Here is a 23,010-nt window from a genome sequence, read left to right as displayed (position 1 = left end):
ATGAATAGATTTTATAAATGAGCGTAAACGCCGGAATCAAAGGGTTCCGGCCTTTTCTTTAAGCCGGGAGAAATTGAAATGATGCAAAAAGTAATATACTATATATAGGTTATATTTTTTATAAGTCAGGTGAGAAAGAGTGGATGTTGTGTTAAATTTCTTTAAACGTCAGTCCCGGAATCTTTTCCCTGGGTACTTTGCGATGGTAATGGCAACAGGAGCGTTGTCACTTTCCTGCTGGTACATTGGTCTGACCCTCATTGCTGAAATACTTATATATTTCAATATTGTAATATACGTTGTATTGCTTGCATTGAACATAATGAGAGTGTCACTGAATACAAGTGAATTTATGGAGGACTTAAGTGATCACAGCAAAGGACCGGGATTCTTTACATTAATTGCGGGGACAGAAGTACTGGGGAGTCAGTTAGTCGTCATCAAAGGTTTATATACGGTAGGCCTGATATTTTGGGTCGCAGCCTTTTTACTCTGGATCATATTGATGTATGCTTTTTTTACGTTTGTCATCGTGAAGAAGATAAAACCGGCGATAGAGGAGGCAGTGAATGGGGGATGGCTTCTCGCAGTGGTATCCACACAGTCCATCTCCGTACTGGGTACATTGATCTCCCCAAGCACGGGAGAATTCAGTGAAATCGTCCTGTTTATCTCACTGTGCCACTTTTTGCTGGGATGTATGCTCTATTTGAATATTATCTCAGTTATATTTTACAGATTGATGTTCCTGAAAGTTGAAGTGATGTCTCTGGCACCGCCATATTGGATTAACATGGGCGCCATCGCGATCACCACACTCGCCGGCTCAATGTTAATGATATACGGCACTGAGTTCAGCCTGGTCGAAGAACTTATGGTATTCATCAAAGGATTTACGCTGTTTTACTGGGTGCTCGGCACATGGTGGATTCCATTGCTGGTCTCACTCGGCATCTGGCGGCACATTTTGAATCATTATCCGTTAACCTATGACCCGCAGATGTGGGGGATGGCGTTTCCCATCGCAATGTATACCGTGGGAACGACAAAACTGTCCATGGCACTGGATTTTGAATTTTTAATGATCATTCCATACATTACGATATTTGCAGCGATCGGTGTCTGGCTGTCAATACTGGTTGGAATGGTGATTAAACTGAGGAAAAGGCAATTTGGCAGAGGATAAAGAGAGGACGGGCAGAAGCCCGTCCTCTCTTTATTTTAAAATATCTGCAGCATGATGATGCCGGATAGAATCATTACGACACCAGCGACTCTCCTGGCGTCAATCGGGTTTTTATGAATGCCCAGCAGCCCGAAATGATCGATCAGAAGCCCCATCAACATCTGTCCGAATATTACGGTCATCAATGTAAGCGTTGCACCCAGATACGGCATGAGGATGATGTTGGTCGTCACATACAGCGCTCCGAGCATCCCGCCGATAAAGTGCCATGGCTTAATATGACCAAGTGTCCTGTCATAAGCGACGAAGCGGATGTGTTTTGCAATAATCAGCGACAGGATTAAGAGTGCGGCTGCCCCTATAAAGAAGGATACCAGGGAAGCGAAGAAGAACGAATCCACTTCGTAGCGCAGCGCACTGTTCACAGCAGTCTGGATCGGCGGCATTGCGCCGGTAAATAAACCGAGCGCGAGCCATATGTTTGAGGACTTGTCCGCCACCCTGGCACTTTTCTTCTTATAGTTCATGAAGATGATGCCGGCAATCATGATGACGATGCCCAGAACACGGAAAATATTAATAGGCTGGGTATCGGCATCGAACCAGCCGAATGTATCGACCATCAGTCCGATAATCATCTGTCCGGCGACGGTCATGATCACTGTGAGCGCCGCACCGATTTTCGGCAGCAGGATCACGTTGCCTGTTAAGTAAACGACACCCATCAGTCCGCCGACGAACCAAATATATGAAAAGTCCTGTGACAATATGTAGGAGGGGGCCAGCTTCCCGGGATTAGCGAAAAGATTGAAGATAATGAGCATGATGGTGCCCACTGAGAATGAGTAGAATGACGATAGGAAAACTGAGCGGGTGAAAACAGCGAGCCGGCTGTTGATGGAAGTCTGAACAGGAACGAGTGAGCCTGCAAGGGCTCCAAGCAGAATCAGCATTATCAAATCATCCAACTCCTTTCTGATTTTTAGGTATTAAATAATTCTATAGGAGATAATTCAGGTTATCAACTTAATTTAAAGGCTTATTTAATCTTGCTGCTTTTAGTATACTTATAGTTATTAACACAAAGCTTGGAGTGAGTGAATGAGCATGCAGAAGACTGGATTGAAAACGGACATTATAAATTGGCGCAGACATATCCATAGGAATCCGGAGGTATCCTATACGGAATATGAAACGGCGGACTACATACAAAGCATATTGGAGACCTTTGAAGGCATCGAAATTTCAAGACCGACAGAAACAAGTGTGCTTGGTATTTTAAAAGGGGATAAAACTTCAGGCCCGACGATTTTGCTTCGCGCGGATATCGATGCACTGCCCATCAATGAAGAGACGGGACTGGAATTCAAGTCGGACAACCCCGGTGTGATGCATGCGTGCGGCCACGATGCCCATGCTGCAATGCTGCTTGGTGCAGCGAAGGAACTGTCGGGGTTGAGGCAACAGATTGATGGAGAAATCAGATTCATATTCCAGCATGCTGAAGAGACATATCCCGGCGGTGCATATGAACTTGTGGACTTAGGGATTGCCGAAGGTGTGGACTATGCCTTTGCACTTCATGTATCCCCGGATTATGAAACAGGATATTTCTCCGTACGGGAAGGGGCGTTTTGTGCAGCGGCGGATGACTTCCGCATTAAGATATCCGGGCGGGGCGGCCATGCGGCGATTCCCGATTCAACGATTGATCCGATCATCGTCGGTTCGGAATTTACAATGAGCCTTCAGACCATCGTTTCCAGAAAGATCTCTCCGCATAAAGTGCCGGTGGTATCCGTCACTAATTTCCACAGCGGCGATGCGATGAATGTAATTCCGGATACTGTCGAAATCGGCGGCACCATCCGTTCCATTGACGAAGCCTCCAGAGTCAAGGCAAGGGAAGAACTGGAGCATATCCTTAAAGGGGTTACAGCGACACATCGGGCGGAGTACACAATTGAATGGGACATTGGATATCCGTCCGTATTCAACAGGACGGAAGCGGTGGATGTGACACGTGATGCAGCTGAAAAAATATATGGATCGGAAAAATTGATTGAAGTGGAACAGCCCATATTCGGTACGGAAGACTTTTCTTCATTTTCACAGGCGGTTCCTGCATCGATGCAGTTCATTGGGGTGCATAACCCAAAAAAGGGAGAGGCATATCCGCTTCATCACCCTAAATTCGCCGTGGACGAGGATGCGCTTGATAAGGGTGCGTTATATTTTGTAGAAGTTGCTAAAAGTCTGGTAATCTAGAAGTGCTATAAAATTATGAGGAGCAGTGAACATGAATGTTTCAGAGGCAATCAGAGAAAGACGCAGTCTGGGGAAATTAAAGGATACACCGGTGGATAAAGAAAAAATTGAACAGATGCTGGAGTCTGCTGTATGGGCGCCCAATCATCACCTTACAGAACCGTGGAAATTCTTTGTATTAAGCGGTGCGGGAAGGAACCCCCTGTCCCGTGCTTTAAAAGAAGCGGCCCGCGGCAGGGTGGAAGACCCTGAATCTGAAGCAGGGCAAAAACGCATTGAAAAAATCAGCAGTAAACCATTTGCTGCACCGACTGTAATTGTAGTGACATTATCTCCGTCGGACAGTCCAAAAGCCATTTACATCGAAGATGTATGTGCTGTGGCGGCTGCGACACAGAATATGCTGCTCACCGCCCACACGCTCGGACTCGGTGCAATCTGGAGAAGCGGCCCGATCCATAATACGCCTGAAGTGAAAGCGTTGTTTGATCTGCGTGAAGACGAAGAGATTCTGGGTCTTGTATTTGTAGGAGAACCCGACATGGTCAAAGAGAACGTTAAACGCATACCGTTTAATGAAAAGACAACATGGATCGAGACCGACGACCAGTAAGCAGGCCGACCTGGATTTCAAACGTGCATGAAAATTATGGAATGAGGAACCTGGATGAAAAAGTTATATGAAATGCTGTTGAAGAGAAGTCTGCTATTTATCATTTTGATATTCACAGTGTCTATTTTAGGTGTTTACACATTTTTAACGATTGATCAGCGTGAAATACCGGAAACGGAAGTCAATCTGATCAACGTGACGACAGCATGGCCGGGGGCAGATAAATCGGACATTGAGTCGAATATCTCGGATATCATCGAATCAGAAATATTCGGTGTGGAAAATACAGAGAATATCTCGTCGGTATCCCAGGACGGCGTCTCGGTGATTACAATGGAAATTTCCGATGGCGGAAATCCGAAAGACGTGCTGAACGAGGTCAATAATGTCGTCGGCGGTCTGATCAGTGAACTGCCGGAAAATGCTGCAGAACCCGAAGTGCAATCGATGAGTAATACATTCCCTCTGCTCAGCTATCAAATTTACAGTGATGATGCCAAAAATCTGGAGAATATACAATCTGATCTGGATGCGCTGGAGCAGGAAGTTTCCCAGATGGATGGCATCGACAGTGTCACTGTGAAAGGGTACAGTGATTATAAATATGAGATTCAGCTGGACTGGGATGCCCTGTCTGAAAATCAGCTGAATCCAAATGAGATCATGAGTGAAATTGAGACCTCCCTCAATCCGGTCATCCTGGGTCAGGAAACGGATGAGGATGAGATTATAAGGTTATCTTTCCAGGACGCGACGCCGATTGAAGTACTCGAACAGGTCAGGGTGGGGCAGGACAATATTCCGCTTACCGATGTTGCGGATCTCGAACAGGTTCAGGAGACACCTGAAGATATTGTGGAATACGAAGGGAATCCCGCAGTTTCATTCACAGTATTCCTCGCCAATAGTGAGGACGTCCCTTCAGTTTCGAAAAATGTCGAAACTGTCATTGATGACAGATTTTCGGAACTTCCCGAAGATATAACTGTCGAAAACATATCTTCCGAACGGGAGAATGTCGAAGATATATTCGTCGGACTCTATACATCACTTGCGATCGCATTGATTGCAGTCATTATAGCGACGTCACTCGGTCTGTCATGGTTCGGTTCCATTACTGTTACGGTGACTGTGCTCCTGTCAGTGCTGATCGGTCTTCTGCCGGTGCCATGGTTCGGCGTGGATCTGAACCAGATTTCAGTCATCGGATTAATCATTGCACTGGGGATACTCGTTGATGACTCGATTGTAATCAACGATAATATAGAACGTCGGCTGACACTGGGTGATAATAGGCTGGACGGTGTCTACAATGGTGTGAAAGAAGTTGCGCCTTCGGTCATTGCATCCACGCTGGCCATTGTATTCACATTTTCCCCGCTCCTTTTATTATCAGGGGCAAATGGCGATTTCATCAAAGCATTGCCGAGCATTTTAATTTCGACGATGATTATATCGACAGTGCTTTCCTTAACCTTTGTACCTGCAGTGAGATATTTGATTGTGCGCAAAAAAGCGCCGAAACATCCCGGTATTATAGGAAAAGCATTTTCATGGGGAAGCAATGTCTATGCAGATAAATTCCTTCCGAAAATTGTAAGGAGGCCATTGGTTTCATTCTTTACAGTACTCATTGTCGCGGTATTGTCGCTCGGTCTGATCAAGTTCACCCCGTTTGAATTTTTCCCTGAAGCGGATCGTTCAGAAGTGACACTGGACTTGATATTTGAAGAAGGGCAGACAATAGAAAAAACGCATGAAGATGCAAAAGATGTCCTCTCCTACCTATTGGAAGAAATTGATCATGTAGAATCCGCATCCATATTTACAGGGGACGGTCTGCCGAACTTGTTCGGTGCATCTCTGGATCAATCGGGTCCGAACACGGCACAGATTGCCCTGCAGATCGATAAAGAAGAGATGAGTGCATCGGAGACGATCAATAATTACGAAGAATCTGTGCAGGAAGCATTCCCTGAAGCAACGATATTCATGGAGACGATCATCCAGGGGCCGCCGGCCAGTGCACCGATCACGGTTGAATTTTTCGAGAACGACCTGGAAAAATTGAATAATGCAGTGACTTCACTGACTGAGTCTCTCGAAAATGAAGGGGCAATCGTCACTTCAAGCATAGGCAGTCCGGTCAGTACCTTGAACTACAGTATTGACTATGATGCTCTGGAAGAGAACGATATCTCCGTTTCACAAGTGAAAAATGAATTGAATATGTTGTCAGAAGGCATCCCGATCCAGGAAATCATCGTGGATGGCGAGTCCAGGGAAACTTCCCTGAAATATTCTGATGCATTCACTATAGATAACGTAGATATCGTCAAAGTTGGCGAGGGAGAACCGGAAACATATCCGCTGTCGGACTTCGTAACCATAGAAGAGACGGAGGATACCACTTCCATCCAGCACAGCAATGGAGAAAGGACCGCTGAACTCCAGGTATATTCGGAAGATGAAGAAGCCGTGAACCAGACGATCGATGACTTCGGCAATTCTCTCGATGGATCGACGGAACTTATTGTCGGAGGCGAGTCTTCAGATCAGACAGACTTCTTCATCGAAATCGGAATTTTATTCTCAGTGATACTGGTACTTGTATATCTCGTCATTGCCTGGGAATTCAATTCCATCGTCATGCCGCTTATCATCGTGTTCAGTATCTTTCTCGCATTCAGCGGCGGGATTATCGGATTGTTTGTCACACAGACGCCGATCAGTTTCCTCGGGATTATGGGCATGGTGTCCCTGTCCGGGATCGTCGTCAGAAATGCCGTCGTCCTGATAGACTTTATTGAAGCAAGGCGAAAAGCGGAAGAATTCAATATTCACGAGGCTATTTTTGAAAGTGGCCGTGCGAGATTCAAACCGGTTGCCCTCACAACACTGACGAGCATACTTGCACTGGTGCCTGTAGCGCTAAGTGGCGATGTATTGTTCGAGCCGCTTGCAGTCACAGTTATTGCCGGACTCGCGTTCTCGACGATCCTTTCATTAATTGCAACACCGGCACTTTATTACTTGTATTACCGCATCAGATACAGAAAATGATTTCATGATAGAAACTAAGAAGCCCTCCAGAATCTGGAGGGCTTCTTTTTATGGGGGAAGAGGTGAAAATATGGAATTCATTATCTTACCGGTGCATAAAGCCCTGTTTCAACACAGAAAACTGAAATGGCTAATGTGAACTTATTGTAAAACCGAAAAGTCTTGTTTAATCAAACAGGGGAGACTGTAAAACTATTCTTCTATTAATGTTCTTTTATGTGTTCTTTTTTCTTCTGACTTTGAAATTAATAAGTTGGCAGCTGCATCGCCGGTTACGTTCATTGTTGTATAAGCCATGTCGAGCAGCCTATATATAGCTGCAATGGGCCCCATTAATTCAATCGGCAAGCCGAGTAATGTCAGGAAGGATGCACCGAGGACAATACCTCCACCCGGGATTCCGGGCGCAGCCATATTAAGTATAGTGGCAATGGCAACCAGGTAAATTATTTCTGCAACACTCAGGGGTATTTGATAAAAATCAGAAACGAAGACCGCGAGTAAACTGAATGATATTGCACCACCTGCCATATTAATCGTTGTTCCTAAAGGAACGACAAAGTTTGTTATAGAGGCCGGTGCTTTAAAATCATTGATATTGACACGCATATTAGTGGGAAGAGTTACTGCTGAACTTGTTGTAGAAAGCGAAACGAGCCATACTTTATAGATCCCTTTTATAAATTCGTTTGGAGGTAGTCCGGTATAGAGCCAGACAGGCAGTAACATGACGATTATGAATGCAATGATACAAGCACTCCATGCAGTGATTATGTATAATCCCAGTGCTGAGAATATGCCTGCTCCATATTCAGCTATCGCAAATGCCATTAAAGACAATACACCGATTGGTGTCAGTTCCATGACAAAATCGAGAATTTTGAATATCACTTTGGAGAGGCTGTTGAGAAAAATTTTAACCGGTTCTGCTTCTTTTCCAACCGCAACTATTGCGACAGAAAACAGCAAGGTGAATATTATAGTAGGAAGAATGGCACCATCACTTACGGCCTGGAATATATTGTCTGGAACGACATTCATGAAGAATTCCTGTACGGAAGGTGTGGTCACTTCTTCCTCAAAACCAACTGGGTCAACAGTAATACGATTTCCGGGCCTGACTAAATAAGAAGTGATCAATCCAATAGCTGCAGTGGCAACAAACATAACTGCGAAAACCAAAACACTTTTAAGACCAATCCTTCCCAAATCCTGTGCGCTTCCAATATTAATGATGCCACCGGCTACTGCTACGAAGATGACTGGAATAATCATCATTTGGATCAGGTTTAGATAAATGTCACCGATAAACTTAGTTTGTATGGAGATTTCAGGAAGAATTAATCCCATCACTATTCCCAGTGCGAAACCTATAGCAATACGAGTGAAGAGATGTTTCTTTGATGTTAGTAGATTATTCATTTACCAAGACTCCTTCATATGAAGGGATTTCACCTTTTTGATATGTCCCCAGCATATTGATATATTTGCTCACCTCCCCGATATCCTGCAGCGCTTTCGTAAGTATCGAATCTTCTTTTCCCTTTTCAACGTCTATGAAAAAACCGTATGAGAAAGGTTTGTTCTGGATCGGACGTGAAGTGAGATTCAGCAGATTAATCTCATGGCTTCTGAAAATATTCAGGATTTCGCTCAAAGAGCCTGTGCTGTGATTGGATTCTATATACAGCGATGTTTTATCCATCCCCGTACGTGTCCCTTGAATCCCTTTGCGGAAGAATAGGAACCGCGTCGTATTGAGCGGATTGTCACTGATGTTTTCACGGATCACTGTCATATCATACAGCTCTGCTGCATGACTGCCTGCGATTCCGGCAAGGTTCTGATCAGTGGATTCTTTTACCATTTTCACAGCTTCAGCAGTATCTGCATATTCACGGATTTCGATATTTGGATACTGACTTAGATGGGCGTAGCATTGTTCCAGTGCCTCCGGGTGTGAATAGACGGTCGTCACTTCCGACATTTCCATCGGTGTCTTTGTGATCAGTGCATGGTCGATTTTAATATATACTTCCTCTACGGCGGAAACTTCCAGGTACTTCATAAGATCGATGGTTCTTGTGATCGGCCCGCTCGTGGAATTTTCAACAGGCAGCGCAATATAATCCAACTGGTCATCCATCATCGCTTCCACGAGCGTTCTGAAAGTAGGATAGCCCTTCATCTGATATTCTGCATCCCCGGCAAACTTTTTGCATGCGAGCTCACTATAAGAACCTTCGACGCCCTGATATCCAATTAACATAAAAACCACTCCTCGAATTTAGTAAAATAAAAACCATTTGAATCGCTCTGTCAGTAAGAGGAATCCAAATGGTTAAAAATGTGTAATGAAAAAATCCAGCCATTTAGATTGCTCATATGGCTGGATTTTGAAATTTCGCGCGTTCAAATCAGCCATCATAGATATATGCACGCCGCCTATATCCACGATGGAATATAGACGCTATCTAAAATAGCTGAAGAAAAAAGTATTCAATTGAGTCTGTGTATATGTGTTGGACATAAGTATCACTCAATTCGATTAAGATTGTAACAAATGATATCAGCAGTAGACTGAAAAGTCAATATTTTTAAAGAATATTCAGGTGAATTGATTTTATTGCTCATTATTCTTATTACTATACGTACTCCATAAACCAGAGCTTCCAATCAATGAATGGGCAGAAACCGGCATTTAATAGTTTAGATGAAAAATGTTTTTGGTCTATTCGGAAAAGTCGGAAATTGTGATAGAATACAAAATGGAATGAAGGCATCTTAACAATTAAGGTGTCTATAGAATTGGGGAGGGAGAAATTTGTCGAATAATGAAGAATTAGATCGTGCTACAGGAGAAAGGACAGTTGAAAAACTGGAGTTCCGGATGGGGCCGTTTGGTGCAGCGGTTCCACTGCTGTTCTTTGTAGTGTGGGCAATCACAATCAGTGTAATGCAGTTATCATCTGAAGTTGCACTTGTGCTCGGAGCTGTTATGGGGGTAACGCTCGGACTGCTGCTGTGTAAAAGTAAATGGGAAGACTACGCGCAAGGGTTGTTTGACGGGCTGGCCCAGCCTGTAGGGGTGATTGCGATGGTGGCATGGTTCTATGCCGGTATGTTCGCACAGATCCTGCAGGTCGGCGGGCTGGTTGAAGGTCTGGTCTGGATTGGTTCGGTGACAGGCGTCGAAGGGGGAATGTTCGTCGCACTGACCTTTCTGTTGGCAGCAACCTTCTCGACTGCTGTCGGTACCGGATACGGTACAACAGTTGCGTTTTGTACATTGATGTATCCGGCAGGTGTTGCTGTCGGGGCAGATCCGACATTCATGTTTGCGGCGATATTGGCCGGTGCAGTATTCGGTGACAACCTTGCACCGGTATCAGATACAACGATCGTTTCCGCAACAACCCAGGATGCCGATGTTCCGGGTGTTGTACGCAGCCGTTTCAAGTATTCAATCGTCGCAGCTGTGCCAGCGGTTATCCTCTTTGGGATATTCGGAGGCGACGGCACTGCCGCGACTGATCAGGCAACGGCAGGTTCGATAATGGAATCTGTCAGTGCGGATGGCCTGATCATGCTGATACCTTTCGCAATCGTACTTATCCTGGCTTTATCCGGCCAGCATCTGATGACATCTTTGACATGGGGCATACTCTCAGCCATCGTGCTGATTCTGGTAATCGCTCCCGGGACACTCGGAGATATCATAAGATTTGATGCGGATTCGGATGATGTAGTTCAAGGGGCGCTCATTTCCGGGCTTACGGGGTATTTCAATATGGCAATCCTTATTCTGCTGATAGTAGGTGCGGCTCATTTGATGAGACTGGGCGGAACGATGGCAGCGATAACCAACGGTCTGGTAAAATGGATCAAAGGTTCCGTCAGGAAAGCCGAGTTGTCCATCTGGGCAATAGTCTCCATATTGAATAGTTCAATAACCATCAATACTGCAGCAGAAATTGCCGCTGCACCATTTGTGAAGGAAATTGGCGAGAAATATCAGATCCACCGTTACCGGAGAGCGAATATGCTGGATGCTGTAACTTCAGCATTGGGATATATATTCCCATGGGGCGCACCGGTGCTGCTAGGCTGGTCGACGATTCAAACGATAAAGGCAGATTCATATGACTGGCTGCCCGTCGTTGAACCGACCGCAGTATTCCCGTTTGTATTCCAGGGCTGGTTCCTGTTCATCATCATGTTTGTTGCAGCATTGACAGGCTGGGGTCTGCGCTATGAAGGAAAGAATGGTGAAGAATTAAAGGAAAGACCTGAAGATTAATAGTTTCTTCATTGTGATTCTGCCAGAAAACTGCTAAATTACTTAAAACCAATAGTGAGGAAGTATTCTCCAGCTACTTTTGGATTCAATCCAAAAGTAGCGGACTGGGGGATACTTCCTTTTTCTATGTCATAGTTCTACTGTGAAACGCGAAACCGTCTTTTTTATTATAGATGAAGGGTTACCTTTCAATATTTCTCTTCTTCTGCTGTTCTGATCAGAATGATATATTCAGATGGTTGATTTGTAATCTCTGCTTTACAGAAAAAAATGGCAGCGTCCTTTGGATTAATTTAAACAGTGCAGGATAGTCTGGGCAGAGATGATTTAACAACTGCCAATGGAAAATGAAAGAAAGCACAAACACCATGTGATATTATAAAAGAAACAGAAACGGTGAGAATTTAGGAGTGAAGTGAAATGGCGAAACTGACAGTAGGAATTTTATATGGGGGACAGTCGACAGAGCACGAAGTGTCGATGCGTTCCGCTGAAAGTGTATTGAATGCACTGGATAAAGATAAATATAATGTAAAACTGATACATATTTCCAAACAGGGCGAGTGGTTGCTCAGCCATCAGTCTGAAGAAATCAAAAGTCTGGAAGCGGGGGCGGAGGCTGACGGCTTATCGGTCATTCCCGCCAAACAATTATCTTCCGTGGATGGTCCGCAATCATTTGATGTCATCCTTCCTATCTTACACGGTACGGCCGGGGAAGACGGCAGTGTGCAGGGACTTCTGGAAATGGCGGATATCCCTTATGTGGGCTGTAATGTAAGAAGTTCTGCTGTGTGCATGGATAAGGATATGACGAAAAAGCTTTTAAAGCTCGAAGGAATAAAAGTCGCAGACTGGGTTTTATTCAGACATAATGAGAAGGATAGTGTGGATTACGAAACGGTTAAAGAAAAACTCGGCCTGCCGATGTTCGTCAAGCCCGTAAATCAGGGGTCATCCGTCGGAGTTTCCAAAGTGACGGATGAGAAAAGTTTTTATGATGCAGTGGATCTTGCCTTCGATTTTGATACGAAAGTAATGGTGGAAAGCGCAGTGGAAGGCAGGGAAATTGAAGTTTCCGTTCTAGGCAACGCCGATCCAATCGCTTCAGTCCCCGGGGAGATTGTTTCAAACACTGACTTCTACAGCTACGAATCGAAGTATATCGATGAAAGCGGGGCGGCACTCGAAATCCCGGCAAATCTGGATGAAGCTACCGGGGACAGCATCCGGCAAACGGCTTTGGATGCATTTAAGATTCTGGATTGTGAAGGCATGGCGAGAGTCGATGTGTTCTTGACTGGAAAAGGGGAAATCATCGTCAATGAAATCAATACACTGCCGGGATTCACAAGCATCAGCATGTATCCGAAACTGCTCGAGGCTTCAGGGGTTGAATATCCGGAGCTGCTCGATCGTCTGATTGAGCTTTCGCTGGAAAGACATAACCTCAACGGTCAGCTGAAAACGGATATAATGTAGGTGTCTGTGATGGCAGAATATGAAAATGCAGTATTTACCAACATGTGCATGATTTATAGCGGGGGCCGGATCCTTGTGCAGAACCGGATCAGCAAAAACTGGCCGGGCATCACTTTTCCCGGAGGCAAGGTGGAACCCGGGGAATCATTTGTTGATTCGGTCAGACGGGAAGTGCAGGAAGAAACGGGTCTCAATGTGAATTCACTGGAGCTTTGCGGTACCAAACAATTCCAGGATGAAAATGATGCAAGATATGTCGTCTTGTTCTATAAGACGGATGATTTCGAAGGCACGCTTCAATCGAGTGATGAAGGTGAAGTGTTCTGGATTGATAAAGAGGCACTTGCCGATTATAAGCTGGCCAGCGATTTTAAAGAAATGTTCGAAGTCTTCGACTCTGAAGTGCTGTCGGAATTTTATTACTATAGCGAAGATGATGAGATTAAGCTGAGGCTGTTGTAACAGCAATATACGCAATGATAAACAAAGGGGGAAATTGCATGTCATTCAATATTAGAAAAGCTGTGGAAACTGATGCACCGGAGATTGCGAAAGTACAGGTGGACAGTTGGAGAACAACTTATAAAGGCATCGTCAATGATGAGTATTTAGCGGGGCTCGATTATAAAAAAAGGGAAGAAGTCTGGGAACTGGTTGTTGTCCAGAATTCCACATTTTTACTGCTGGATGATGAGGGGGGAATAGTAGGCTTCGCAGTCGGCGGTCCTGAGCGCTCCGAAGAACATATCGGGTTTGACGGGGAACTGTACGCAATATACTTATATGAAGAGGTGCAGGGGAAAGGCGGAGGAAAACAGCTGTTTGACAAAGTTGTGGAAGATCTGATCGAGCGCGGATTTGAAAGTATGATCATTGCCGTTCTGGAGCACAACCCGGCACGTGACTTTTATGAAAAAATGGGCGGTGTTGTCATCGCCAAAGAAGAAGTGGATATCGGCGGCGATGCGCTTACCGAACTTATTTTCGGCTGGAGAGACCTTAAAGAGATATAAAATGGATTGAAGAAAGGCCCGGACGCGAGACGTCCGGGCCTTTCTTCGTTTCGTCTGATGGAGGAAACACGTGTCGTTAAATGCATATCGACCCAATCAATAGAGGCGCGGCCTCTTTGAAATCATTTCCCTTCCCATCGGGCGATTTCTTCGCGTACGATCGGTGCGACTGTTTCACCGAACAGCCGGATGGATTTCAGCACCTGGTCATGCGGCATTGTACCGAGCGGCGTATGGAGCAGGAAGCGTTTGATGCCTACGTTTTTACGCAGATCGATGATTTTTTGTGCAACGGTTTCGGGACTTCCGCAATACAGTGCACCTTTCGGTGAGCGGGCGATGTCGAAGCTGCGGACTGTATAGTTGCCCCAGCCGCGTTCCCGGCCGATTTTATTCATGCTTTGCTGCGTGGAGGGGAAGAACAGGTCAGCTGCCTCTTCGTCTGTATCCCAGACGAAGCCATGGCTGTGGGAACCGATGCCCAAATCTTCGACTTTATGTCCGGACTGTGCAGCAGTCTGTTTATACAGCTCGACGAGCGGAGCGAAGTTTTGCGGACTGCCCCCGATGATGGCGAGTACCAGCGGCAGACCGAGTTTTCCGGCCCTTACTGTCGATCCCGGGGTGCCGCCGCTTGCGATCCAGATTGGAATCCGGTCCTGATCCGGCTTGGGAAACACTTCCAGACCATTGATCGGAGCCCGGTGGTTGCCGCTCCATGTAATGGGGCCGCCTTTTTGCAGCTTGAGCAGTAAATCGAGTTTTTCGTCAAACAGTGCGTCGTAATCATTCAGGTTGTAGCCGAATAAAGGAAATGATTCGATGAATGAGCCGCGTCCGGCCATGATTTCCGCCCGGCCGCCCGATATGCCGTCCAGCATGGCGAACCGCTCATGCACCCGCACCGGATCATCCGAAGAGAGCACCGTAACGGCACTCGATAAACGGATGTCTCTGGTCCGTGCAGCGCCTGCTGCCAATATGACTTCCGGTGCAGATACAGCGTAGTCTTCGCGGTGGTGTTCCCCGACGGCATATACATCGAGTCCGACTTTATCCGCCATTTCAATCTCCTCTACAATATCCCTCAGTCTTTCACCATGGCTGATTGTAATTCCGGTGTGCGGATCAGGCATTACTTCAGCGAAAGTGCTTATTCCAAGTTCCATGTGATCCCCTCCGATTCGTTGTTGATTTTATTCTACCATCAGTCAATACCAATCTATAAATTTAAGCTCAAACCTATGGTAGAATGGTGTTAAATTAATTTTTTGGGGGATTTGGGACATGAAGAACACGCTTATAGAACGTTTGACCAATTATGTAAAAATTGATACACAGTCTGACGCATCGAGTGAAACGACGCCGTCTACCGGTAAACAATGGGATCTGATCAGACTCCTTGAGAAGGAACTCAAAGAAATCGGCATGACGGAAGTGGAAACGGATGACAATGGCTATCTGATGGCCACTTTGCCTGCCAATGTGGAGAATGCGCCGGTCATCGGCTTCCTGGCTCATGTGGATACGGCAACGGACTTTACAGGTGCCGGTGTAACACCGCAGGTGGTTGAATATGAGGGCGGCGATATCATTCTGGATGAAGAGAAGAATATCGTACTGTCGCCGAACCAGTTTCCGGAACTTTCCGGATACAAGGAACATACATTAATCACTACGGATGGCACGACACTTCTAGGTGCGGATAATAAAGCCGGCATAGCCGAAATCATGACGGCGATGGAATATCTGCTCAATAACGATGAAATCAGGCACGGAAAAATCCGCGTGGCATTTACACCGGATGAAGAAATCGGCCGGGGACCGCATCAGTTTGATGTCGAGCGTTTCGGTGCGGAATTTGCCTATACTGTGGATGGCGGCCCGGAAGGGGAACTCCAGTATGAGAGCTTCAATGCCGCCGGTGCGCACGTAACATTCATCGGTAACAGTGTGCACCCCGGCACTGCGAAGAATAAAATGATCAATGCCGGCCGCATGGCGTCTGAATTCATTACACTGTTCGACCCTGAAGATACGCCGGAACAGACTGAAGGATATGAAGGGTTCATCCATCTGACAAATATGGGCGGAGATGTCGAAAAGACTGAAGCGCAATTTATTATCCGTGACTTTGACAGCGGAAGATTCGAGGCGCGCAAACGCCTGATGGAAACGAATATTTCAGAGCTTAAGGAAAAATACGGCGAAGACCGGGTCATATTGGAAATGAACGATCAGTATTACAATATGAAAGATAAGATTGAGCCGGTATTTGAAATCGTCGAATACGCGAAACTGGCCATGCAGAATCTGAATGTTGAACCGATCATCGAACCGATCCGCGGGGGAACGGATGGTTCCCAGTTATCCTATAAAGGGTTGCCGACACCGAACTTGTTTACGGGCGGAGAGAACTTTCACGGTAAATTCGAATATGTCTCTGTCGATGTAATGGAAAAAGCAGTGAAGGTGATTACAGAAATCAGCAAAATCGCTGCAACTAAATAAGGATAAGCGTCCATTGATGAAAGTGGGAAATCCAATGTCACAATCTGTCGATAACCAGGAATCAAAAACAGAAGTCAAAAAACTGCCGCTGATGCTGGTTTTGTTATCAGGGGCATTTGCCGCAATACTGAACCAGACACTGCTTGCGACCGCCATACCGCATATCATGGCTGATTTGGAACTGGAAGCGGATGTCGCCCAGTGGCTGCAGTCTGTCTTTATGCTGGTCAACGGCATCATGATACCGGTCACCGCCTTCTTAATCGGCAAGTTCTCGACGCGGACGCTATTCTTTACGGCAATGTGCTTGTTCGGCATCGGCACTTTGGTCTGCGGACTCGCACCAAACTTCACGATACTGATGCTCGGAAGAATACTGCAGGCATCCGGAGCGGGTATCATCATGCCGCTGATGCAGACGATCCTTTTCCTGGTCTATCCTCGGGAACAGAGGGGGACCGCGATGGGGTTCTTCGGTCTGGTCATCAGCTTTGCACCGGCGATCGGACCGACACTCTCAGGCTGGTTCGTAGAAATCTATCCGTGGAGAGGGTTATTTTATATCATCCTCCCGATTGTCATCATCGATCTGATCGTTGCTTACTTTATCTTAAGAAACGTAACGGAACAGACAAATCCGAAACTGGATGTATTTTCAGTCATACTTTCGACATTCGGTTTCGGCGGTCTCCTGTATGGATTCAGTATCGCAGGCAGCAGTGGATGGCTGAGTCCCATGGTTCTCACCTCACTGATTGTCGGAGCGGTTACATTGACTCTGTTCATAAGAAGGCAGTTCAGGCTCGAACAGCCGATTTTGGAATTCAGGGTATTTAAAGATCCAATCTTTACCCTCGCGACAATTATCGGCATGGTTGCGTTTATGACAATGATCGGCGGCGCGATCATTCTGCCGATATTCATGCAGAATATGCTGGACTTCACGGCGCTTGAATCCGGACTGATGATGCTGCCGGGCGCATTGCTCATGGGTATCATGAGCCCCGTCACCGGCAGACTGTTCGATAAATTCGGGCCCAGATGGCTGGTCATCCCAGGAATGGGGATTGTCACTGTAACGACATTCATGTTTACCAATCTGGACACAGAAACGACATTTACGTATCTGGCTGTGGTCAACGCAGTGCGCATGCTCGGTGTTTCCATGGTCATGATGCCATCGACTACTGCAGGTCTCAACCAGCTGACCAATAAGCTGGTGCCGCATGGCACGGCGATGAACAATACGATGAGACAGGTCGCCGGGGCAGTGGGAACAGCATTGTTCGTGTCCGTCATGACAATCACGATGATTCCGGATCAGGGTGTGCAGGGCATGATCCATGGTGTGAATATGTCATTCATATTAACCGGCATCTTTTCACTCATCGGATTCATATTCGCATTCAGGCTGCATAAACCTGTGGAAGAATAAAAAATCTGCCTCCCGGCAAAATGCCGGTGAGGCAGTTTTTTATTCTGAATCCAACAAGCTGTTGAAATTTCTGAGCAGACGTGCAAATTCTTCTATTTCACCCTCGTCCCACCGATCTATCATTTTTTGGAAACGGTCCTGCCGGCCTTCCCGGTTGGATGCGAGTATTTCCCAGCCCTTTTCCGTGATTTCATAAGAGTACGACCGCCGGTCAGTCTCGGACGGTTTTTTTTCCAAAAGCCCTTTTTTCAAAAGATCGGCAGCCTGTCTGCTGATTGTCGATATATCGAGATGGAGATGTTTTGCCATATCCTTTACACTCATGGGGCCTTTGTCTGAGATGATGAGCAGGATGAAATAACTGGCACGCCGTAGGTTTTGCGTTTCATCGCCCTCGGTGGCAGCATTTCTCAGCCCCCGGACCATCATCGCGATTTCCAATTCCAATTTTTCTAAAGATTTATCATTGACCACGTGTATATCACACTGCCTTCCCAATTGTCCAGATGAAACAGTTGACACTGAATATAGTTGTATAATACAATCATTTCTATTGTATGTCTAGGAAAGAAGGAAATTTTATGTCTTTACAGAATGAAAATAAAGGTCAATTATCTGATATGGCCAGACTGACGTTAATGGCTGTACTACTGTCTGGTGCGTTTGTGGCAATTTTAAACCAGACATTGCTGGCGACAGCGATTCCCCATATAATGAGGGATTTGAATTTGGAAGCGGATGTTGCGCAGTGGCTGCAGTCTGTCTTCATGCTGGTCAATGGAATCATGATACCGATTACTGCATTTCTAATTAATAAATTCTCGACCAGAACCTTGTTTTTTACAGCACTGTCTTTATTCGGGATGGGAACGTTGCTTTGTGGAATATCGCCGAATTTCCCGGCCCTGTTGGGCGGACGGATTTTACAGGCTGCAGGTGCAGGGATCATCATGCCGCTGATGCAGACGATTCTATTTCTGGTCTATCCAAGAAACGAGCGGGGTAAGGCGATGGGAATGTTCGGCCTTGTCATCAGTTTTGCGCCGGCAATCGGACCGACGTTATCCGGCTGGTTCATAGATATCTATCCATGGCGCGGTCTTTTCTATATGCTGCTGCCGATTGTCATCATCGATCTGATTGTTGCTTACTTCATATTAAAAAATGTAACGGAACAGACGAATCCAAAACTGGATATGCTGTCCATCATCCTTTCTACACTCGGTTTCGGCGGACTGTTGTATGGATTCAGTGTTGCCGGAAGCAGCGGTTGGCTGAGTACTTCAGTTATTATGTCCCTCGTTGTAGGCGCAGTCACGCTGATACTCTTCATCAGACGCCAGAACAGACTGGAACAGCCGATTTTGGAATTCGGTGTATTCAAGGATAAGATATTCACACTGACGACAGTTCTCGGTATGATTGTCTTTATGGCAATGATCGGCGGTGCGGTTATCCTGCCTATGCTGATGCAGAATATGCTCGGATTCTCAGCGCTGGCATCCGGAATGATGCTGTTTCCAGGGGCAGTGGTCATGGGCGTGATGAGTCCGATCACCGGCAGGCTCTTTGACAAGTATGGAGCGAGATGGCTTGCCATCATCGGTCTCGGAATAGTGGCGGTAACTTCTTTAATGTTTACCAATTTAGATACTGAAACGACCTTCACATACTTGGCTGTCGTCAATGCATTCAGAATGCTTGGTGTTGCTATGGTCATGATGCCGGTAACTACTGCGGGTCTCAATCAGATGTCCAAAAAAATGGTGCCTCACGGTACAGCGATGAATAATACAATGAGACAGATTGCCGGTGCTGTCGGTACGGCATTGCTGGTTTCAATAATGACCAACACGATGATACCCGAGCAGGGGGCGCAAGGTATGATCCGCGGCGTGAATATTTCATTCATGTTTGCCGGAGGATTGGCCTTCGTTGGATTCATATTAGCTTTTAAACTAAGGAAGCCGGAAGAACCGGAATACGATGAGTCTTACGGTCAAAGTGAAAGCTTGTCCTAAATCAGAAGAAGCACGCTGGAAATTTTTCCAGCGTGCTTCTTTTTATCTTTCTTCTGATTCAATGGGCCTTGCTTTGGTCATATCATTTCCGATGACTTCGTCGGAAGTCACACGTTTTAGGAAGAAGGCGAGAATTAATGCAACAGCGAGAAGGAGTGTTGCGATCAGGAATGCAAAGTTGATTCCGTCAAGCATCGCCTGGTTCATTGCCGCAGTATCCAGATTTGCGACATCACCCAATTTCGAGTTCATCCTGTTCTGCATTATAGTAATCAGAAGTGCTGTTCCGATTGCACCGGAAACCTGGTTGAGCATACTGTTGATCGATGATCCATGTGGTGTGAGTGCCGGTGTCAGCTGATTCATACCATTGGTCATGACTGGTGTCATGACCAGCGTCATACCGAATGCCCGGATGGAGTAGAGCATGATCAGGAATGTGTAGCTCGTATCCACTTCAAGCTGGCTGAAGAAGAATGTAGTGGAGACCGTCAAAGTCAAACCGGTGATTGCGAGAATCTTCGGTCCGAACATATCGAACAATTTGCCGGAAACCGGACTCATGAAGCCCATGATCAAAGCACCGGGAAGTAATAAAATCCCGGTATCCAGAGGCGAAATCCCCTGGATGTCCTGCAGATAGATCGGCATGAGGATCATACCGGAGAACAGTGCCATATTCATTGTACCGATGAGTAATGAGGAAAGTGTGAACATCGGGAACTTATAAACTTTGAAGTCCAGCATCGGATCATTCATGTGGACCTGTTTTCTGATGTAGAAGAATACGGACACAAAGCCGATGATGAGCGTCAGCAGGACATCCGGTCTCATCCAGCCGCTGTTGCCTGCTGCACTGAAACCGTAGAGTATGCCGCCAAACCCGATGGTTGACAGGATGACGGAAGGAATGTCAATTTTAGTCGTATAATGTGTGTCTGTCTCAGGCAGCTTGATCCAGCCGATGGAAAGGACGACTAATAATATGGGAACCATCATGAAGAACAGCACATGCCACGAATAGCTCTGAACGACAAAACCGGATAGTGTCGGACCGATTGCCGGTGCGAAAAACATGACAAGACTGAACAGACCCATGGCCGTTCCCCGTTGTGCCGGAGGGAAACTTGTAATCATGACGTTCATCAGCAAAGGCATGAGAATCGCAGATCCGGATGCCTGAATCATGCGTCCCGCAATCAATACAGTGAATGTGGGGGAGAGGCCTGCGACGAGTGTGCCTGTTAAAAATAGTACCATTGCAGTGATAAACAGCTTTCTGGCACTGAATCTCTGCATGAGGAATGCAGTGGTCGGAATGACAATACCACTCACCAGCATGTAGGCGGTCGATACCCACTGGACCGTGGATGTAGTGATGCCGAAATCGTCCTTTATGGCCGGAAGCGCTACGTTTAAGAAAGTATTTGAAAGCAGTGCGACAAAAGCGCCGGATAACAGGATGAATATTAGTCTGTAATCCGGTTTAATACTGATTTTTGGTTCCATAAATTTTCCCCTGTTTCTAAAAATGAATACTAACTATTATATTCCGATTTTCGAAATAAGCAAGGGTTTTAACTTCTATCATGGTCCAAGTCTATTATCTATTTGAATGTATATAAAGAAACCGATCGTAATGCCTAAAAGCAATGCGATTGGAATGGAATATGCTGAAAGGGACGGAACGAATGTGGAAAGTGCCCAATAGATTCCAAGTGTGATGATTCCCATTAAAATAAGATTGAGTAAAAATCTGGTCATAAATATTTCCTCCATTGGATATTGTTCATACCCTCATTATACATGATGTGCTGAATAAGTAACTTACAAACAGGGTATGTATACTTATAGATATAGATTTGAATTTTGAAAGGAGCTTTATCCATGGCAAAAGAGACACTTTTATTCCAGGTAAAAACATCCAGAAAATGGATTTTGGACACATTTGAACAAGTATCAGAAGAAGATATGATGAAAATACCGGAAGGTTTTAAAAATAATATCCACTGGCAGCTGGGTCACGTTGCAGGTATGATGGAACTTCCGACAGCAGCACTCACGGGATCAAAAACGGAAGACAGCCAAAGGTATAAAAAATATTTCGGCTATGGCACAAGTCCGGATGATTTTGATGATGAGACTCCCGCTCTGGATGAAATCAAGGCATTGCTGGAAGGGCAGGTACCGAGACTTGAAGATATTACAGAAGAAAGTCTGGATGAGGACCTTCCAAGAGAATTCATGGGAATGACAAAACGATACGAACAGCTTTCATTCATGATTCTTCATGAATCCCTTCATGCTGGAAAAATACAGGAAATGGCAAAATTGATTGAATAAAGATAAAAACACAGAACATCGACGATGTTCTGTGTTTTTATGCTGCTAAATATTATATAATCTTCATGTGAGTTGTTTAACGACTGCCTGGGCAGCCTCTTCTGCAGAAGCAGGATTTTGTCCGGTGATGAAGTTCCTGTCTGTGACGACATTGCTTTCCATATCTCGACCCGCGACAAAGCCGGCGCCATGGGACTCGAGTTTTGTCTGGAGTGCGAATGGCATGTCATCCATAAGGTTCATGGAATGCTCTTCGGCATTTGTGAATCCGGTGATTTTGACACCGTCTACAAGATATCGGCCATCTTTGGTTTTGGCTTCTATGAATGCAGCGGGACCATGGCAGACTGCGCTGATGATTCTGCCGTCATCCTTGAAAAATGCCATGATGTTCTGTATGTCGGGATTGCCCGGAAAATCATACATTGCACCGTGACCGCCTGCAAAGAATATTGCATCATAGCCTTCATAGACTACATCGCTTATGCTTTGCGTATTCTGGAGCTGTCTGATCACTTCATTGTATCTTTCGCTATCCTGTCCATCGGCAAGAGAAGCGGGATCGAGTGGGACTTCGCCGCCTTTCGGTGAAGCGATATCCACTTTTAAACCAGCACCCTGGAATATTTGGTAGGGCTCTGCTGCTTCGCTTAACCATAGACCTGTAGGTCTGTCCTTGTCGTTGTTGATTGTGCCGTGATTTGTTGCAATAATAAGTACAGATTTACTCATATTGATATCAACTCTCCTTTCCATCTGTTTACCCATAAGCAGT

The 23,010-nt window shown here is 45.8% G+C and carries 20 protein-coding genes; 12 read left to right on the top strand and 8 right to left on the bottom strand.

The annotated features are described in order from the left end of the window. The first annotated feature begins 139 nt into the window (after window positions 1-139). Complete coding sequence (locus ACKRAT_RS11675) at window positions 140-1,186, top strand: tellurite resistance/C4-dicarboxylate transporter family protein (RefSeq protein ID WP_411842562.1); 1,047 nt, start codon at window positions 140-142, stop codon at window positions 1,184-1,186. A gap of 35 nt (window positions 1,187-1,221) precedes the next feature. Here ACKRAT_RS11675 and ACKRAT_RS11670 read toward each other — a convergent pair whose 3' ends face one another. After that, entirely contained in the window at window positions 1,222-2,145 is a 924-nt protein-coding gene (locus ACKRAT_RS11670) for a DMT family transporter (RefSeq protein ID WP_411842561.1), read from the bottom strand. A 142-nt stretch (window positions 2,146-2,287) separates the two neighbouring features. On the opposite strand from ACKRAT_RS11670, the gene ACKRAT_RS11665 reads away from it, so the two are divergent. Genes ACKRAT_RS11665 through ACKRAT_RS11655 form a run of 3 tightly spaced genes read left to right on the top strand, consistent with a single transcriptional unit; the run spans window position 2,288 to window position 7,130 of the window. Then, entirely contained in the window at window positions 2,288-3,454 is a 1,167-nt protein-coding gene (locus ACKRAT_RS11665) for an amidohydrolase (RefSeq protein WP_411842560.1), read from the top strand. 31 nt (window positions 3,455-3,485) lie between these two features. Continuing rightward, complete coding sequence (locus ACKRAT_RS11660; protein WP_411842559.1) at window positions 3,486-4,067, top strand: nitroreductase; 582 nt, start codon at window positions 3,486-3,488, stop codon at window positions 4,065-4,067. A gap of 54 nt (window positions 4,068-4,121) precedes the next feature. Further along, complete coding sequence (locus ACKRAT_RS11655) at window positions 4,122-7,130, top strand: efflux RND transporter permease subunit (protein ID WP_411842558.1); 3,009 nt, start codon at window positions 4,122-4,124, stop codon at window positions 7,128-7,130. 192 nt (window positions 7,131-7,322) lie between these two features. Here the strand turns inward: ACKRAT_RS11655 and ACKRAT_RS11650 are convergent, their stop codons facing one another. Next, window positions 7,323-8,552 (bottom strand): dicarboxylate/amino acid:cation symporter, encoded by a 1,230-nt coding sequence (locus tag ACKRAT_RS11650; RefSeq protein ID WP_411842557.1) that lies wholly within the window; start codon window positions 8,550-8,552, stop codon window positions 7,323-7,325. Further along, window positions 8,545-9,399, bottom strand: coding sequence for a prephenate dehydratase (locus ACKRAT_RS11645; protein WP_411842556.1), 855 nt, complete (start codon window positions 9,397-9,399; stop codon window positions 8,545-8,547). The genes ACKRAT_RS11650 and ACKRAT_RS11645 overlap by 8 nt, the downstream gene beginning before the upstream one ends. Window positions 9,400-9,954: 555 nt before the next feature. Here ACKRAT_RS11645 and ACKRAT_RS11640 point away from each other — a divergent pair. The 4 genes from ACKRAT_RS11640 (at window position 9,955) to ACKRAT_RS11625 (ending at window position 13,925) form a co-directional block, all read left to right on the top strand. Further along, complete coding sequence (locus ACKRAT_RS11640; RefSeq protein WP_411842555.1) at window positions 9,955-11,430, top strand: Na+/H+ antiporter NhaC family protein; 1,476 nt, start codon at window positions 9,955-9,957, stop codon at window positions 11,428-11,430. A gap of 420 nt (window positions 11,431-11,850) precedes the next feature. Beyond that, window positions 11,851-12,912: a D-alanine--D-alanine ligase gene (gene ddlA / locus ACKRAT_RS11635; protein WP_411842554.1), complete on the top strand. Its 1,062-nt coding sequence runs from the start codon at window positions 11,851-11,853 to the stop codon at window positions 12,910-12,912. A gap of 9 nt (window positions 12,913-12,921) precedes the next feature. Beyond that, on the top strand, window positions 12,922-13,374 hold the full coding sequence (locus ACKRAT_RS11630; RefSeq protein ID WP_411842553.1) for an 8-oxo-dGTP diphosphatase: 453 nt from the start codon (window positions 12,922-12,924) through the stop codon (window positions 13,372-13,374). Between the two features lie 38 nt (window positions 13,375-13,412). Beyond that, window positions 13,413-13,925, top strand: coding sequence for an N-acetyltransferase family protein (locus ACKRAT_RS11625; protein WP_411842552.1), 513 nt, complete (start codon window positions 13,413-13,415; stop codon window positions 13,923-13,925). 122 nt (window positions 13,926-14,047) lie between these two features. Here the strand turns inward: ACKRAT_RS11625 and ACKRAT_RS11620 are convergent, their stop codons facing one another. Continuing rightward, on the bottom strand, window positions 14,048-15,094 hold the full coding sequence (locus tag ACKRAT_RS11620; protein ID WP_411842551.1) for an LLM class flavin-dependent oxidoreductase: 1,047 nt from the start codon (window positions 15,092-15,094) through the stop codon (window positions 14,048-14,050). Between the two features lie 118 nt (window positions 15,095-15,212). Here ACKRAT_RS11620 and pepT point away from each other — a divergent pair, with 118 nt between their 5' ends. Both pepT and ACKRAT_RS11610 read left to right on the top strand, forming a co-directional pair. Beyond that, window positions 15,213-16,436, top strand: a complete 1,224-nt coding sequence (gene pepT / locus ACKRAT_RS11615) for a peptidase T (protein ID WP_411842550.1) — start codon at window positions 15,213-15,215, stop codon at window positions 16,434-16,436. 16 nt (window positions 16,437-16,452) lie between these two features. Further along, the gene (locus tag ACKRAT_RS11610) at window positions 16,453-17,871 is read left to right on the top strand and encodes an MDR family MFS transporter (protein WP_411844452.1); all 1,419 of its coding nucleotides are present in this window, start codon (window positions 16,453-16,455) and stop codon (window positions 17,869-17,871) included. 39 nt (window positions 17,872-17,910) lie between these two features. Here the strand turns inward: ACKRAT_RS11610 and ACKRAT_RS11605 are convergent, their stop codons facing one another. Continuing rightward, window positions 17,911-18,345, bottom strand: a complete 435-nt coding sequence (locus tag ACKRAT_RS11605) for a MarR family winged helix-turn-helix transcriptional regulator (RefSeq protein WP_411842549.1) — start codon at window positions 18,343-18,345, stop codon at window positions 17,911-17,913. A 107-nt stretch (window positions 18,346-18,452) separates the two neighbouring features. Here ACKRAT_RS11605 and ACKRAT_RS11600 point away from each other — a divergent pair, with 107 nt between their 5' ends. Continuing rightward, the gene (locus ACKRAT_RS11600) at window positions 18,453-19,892 is read left to right on the top strand and encodes a DHA2 family efflux MFS transporter permease subunit (protein WP_411842548.1); all 1,440 of its coding nucleotides are present in this window, start codon (window positions 18,453-18,455) and stop codon (window positions 19,890-19,892) included. Window positions 19,893-19,934: 42 nt separating this feature from the next. On the opposite strand, the gene ACKRAT_RS11595 is transcribed toward ACKRAT_RS11600, so the two are convergent. Further along, window positions 19,935-21,401: a DHA2 family efflux MFS transporter permease subunit gene (locus ACKRAT_RS11595; RefSeq protein ID WP_411842547.1), complete on the bottom strand. Its 1,467-nt coding sequence runs from the start codon at window positions 21,399-21,401 to the stop codon at window positions 19,935-19,937. 78 nt (window positions 21,402-21,479) lie between these two features. Beyond that, the gene (locus tag ACKRAT_RS11590) at window positions 21,480-21,656 is read right to left on the bottom strand and encodes a hypothetical protein (protein ID WP_411842546.1); all 177 of its coding nucleotides are present in this window, start codon (window positions 21,654-21,656) and stop codon (window positions 21,480-21,482) included. Between the two features lie 123 nt (window positions 21,657-21,779). Between ACKRAT_RS11590 and ACKRAT_RS11585 the strand changes: the two genes are divergently transcribed. After that, window positions 21,780-22,235, top strand: coding sequence for a DinB family protein (locus tag ACKRAT_RS11585; RefSeq protein WP_411842545.1), 456 nt, complete (start codon window positions 21,780-21,782; stop codon window positions 22,233-22,235). 63 nt (window positions 22,236-22,298) lie between these two features. Here the strand turns inward: ACKRAT_RS11585 and ACKRAT_RS11580 are convergent, their stop codons facing one another. Beyond that, entirely contained in the window at window positions 22,299-22,967 is a 669-nt protein-coding gene (locus ACKRAT_RS11580; protein WP_411842544.1) for a type 1 glutamine amidotransferase domain-containing protein, read from the bottom strand. Window positions 22,968-23,010 lie beyond the last annotated feature (43 nt).

It is taken from the genome of Salinicoccus sp. HZC-1, assembly GCF_046736035.1.
In the GTDB taxonomy this organism is placed as follows: Bacteria; Bacillota; Bacilli; order Staphylococcales; family Salinicoccaceae; genus Salinicoccus.
This window is presented reverse-complemented; position numbering and strand designations above follow the sequence as displayed.

Bases quoted from the DNA above. Each gene is read 5' to 3' on its own strand.
- ACKRAT_RS11655 (WP_411842558.1), top strand. From the start codon at position 4,122: ATGAAAAAGTTATATGAAATGCTGTTGAAGAGAAGTCTGCTATTTATC.
- ACKRAT_RS11595 (WP_411842547.1), bottom strand. From the start codon at position 21,401: ATGGAACCAAAAATCAGTATTAAACCGGATTACAGACTAATATTCATC.
- ACKRAT_RS11600 (WP_411842548.1), top strand. From the start codon at position 18,453: ATGTCTTTACAGAATGAAAATAAAGGTCAATTATCTGATATGGCCAGA.
- ACKRAT_RS11580 (WP_411842544.1), bottom strand. From the start codon at position 22,967: ATGAGTAAATCTGTACTTATTATTGCAACAAATCACGGCACAATCAAC.
- ACKRAT_RS11585 (WP_411842545.1), top strand. From the start codon at position 21,780: ATGGCAAAAGAGACACTTTTATTCCAGGTAAAAACATCCAGAAAATGG.
- ACKRAT_RS11645 (WP_411842556.1), bottom strand. From the start codon at position 9,399: ATGTTAATTGGATATCAGGGCGTCGAAGGTTCTTATAGTGAGCTCGCA.
- ACKRAT_RS11665 (WP_411842560.1), top strand. From the start codon at position 2,288: ATGAGCATGCAGAAGACTGGATTGAAAACGGACATTATAAATTGGCGC.
- ACKRAT_RS11660 (WP_411842559.1), top strand. From the start codon at position 3,486: ATGAATGTTTCAGAGGCAATCAGAGAAAGACGCAGTCTGGGGAAATTA.
- ACKRAT_RS11620 (WP_411842551.1), bottom strand. From the start codon at position 15,094: ATGGAACTTGGAATAAGCACTTTCGCTGAAGTAATGCCTGATCCGCAC.
- pepT (WP_411842550.1), top strand. From the start codon at position 15,213: ATGAAGAACACGCTTATAGAACGTTTGACCAATTATGTAAAAATTGAT.
- ACKRAT_RS11630 (WP_411842553.1), top strand. From the start codon at position 12,922: ATGGCAGAATATGAAAATGCAGTATTTACCAACATGTGCATGATTTAT.
- ACKRAT_RS11610 (WP_411844452.1), top strand. From the start codon at position 16,453: ATGAAAGTGGGAAATCCAATGTCACAATCTGTCGATAACCAGGAATCA.
- ACKRAT_RS11590 (WP_411842546.1), bottom strand. From the start codon at position 21,656: ATGACCAGATTTTTACTCAATCTTATTTTAATGGGAATCATCACACTT.
- ACKRAT_RS11625 (WP_411842552.1), top strand. From the start codon at position 13,413: ATGTCATTCAATATTAGAAAAGCTGTGGAAACTGATGCACCGGAGATT.
- ACKRAT_RS11650 (WP_411842557.1), bottom strand. From the start codon at position 8,552: ATGAATAATCTACTAACATCAAAGAAACATCTCTTCACTCGTATTGCT.
- ddlA (WP_411842554.1), top strand. From the start codon at position 11,851: ATGGCGAAACTGACAGTAGGAATTTTATATGGGGGACAGTCGACAGAG.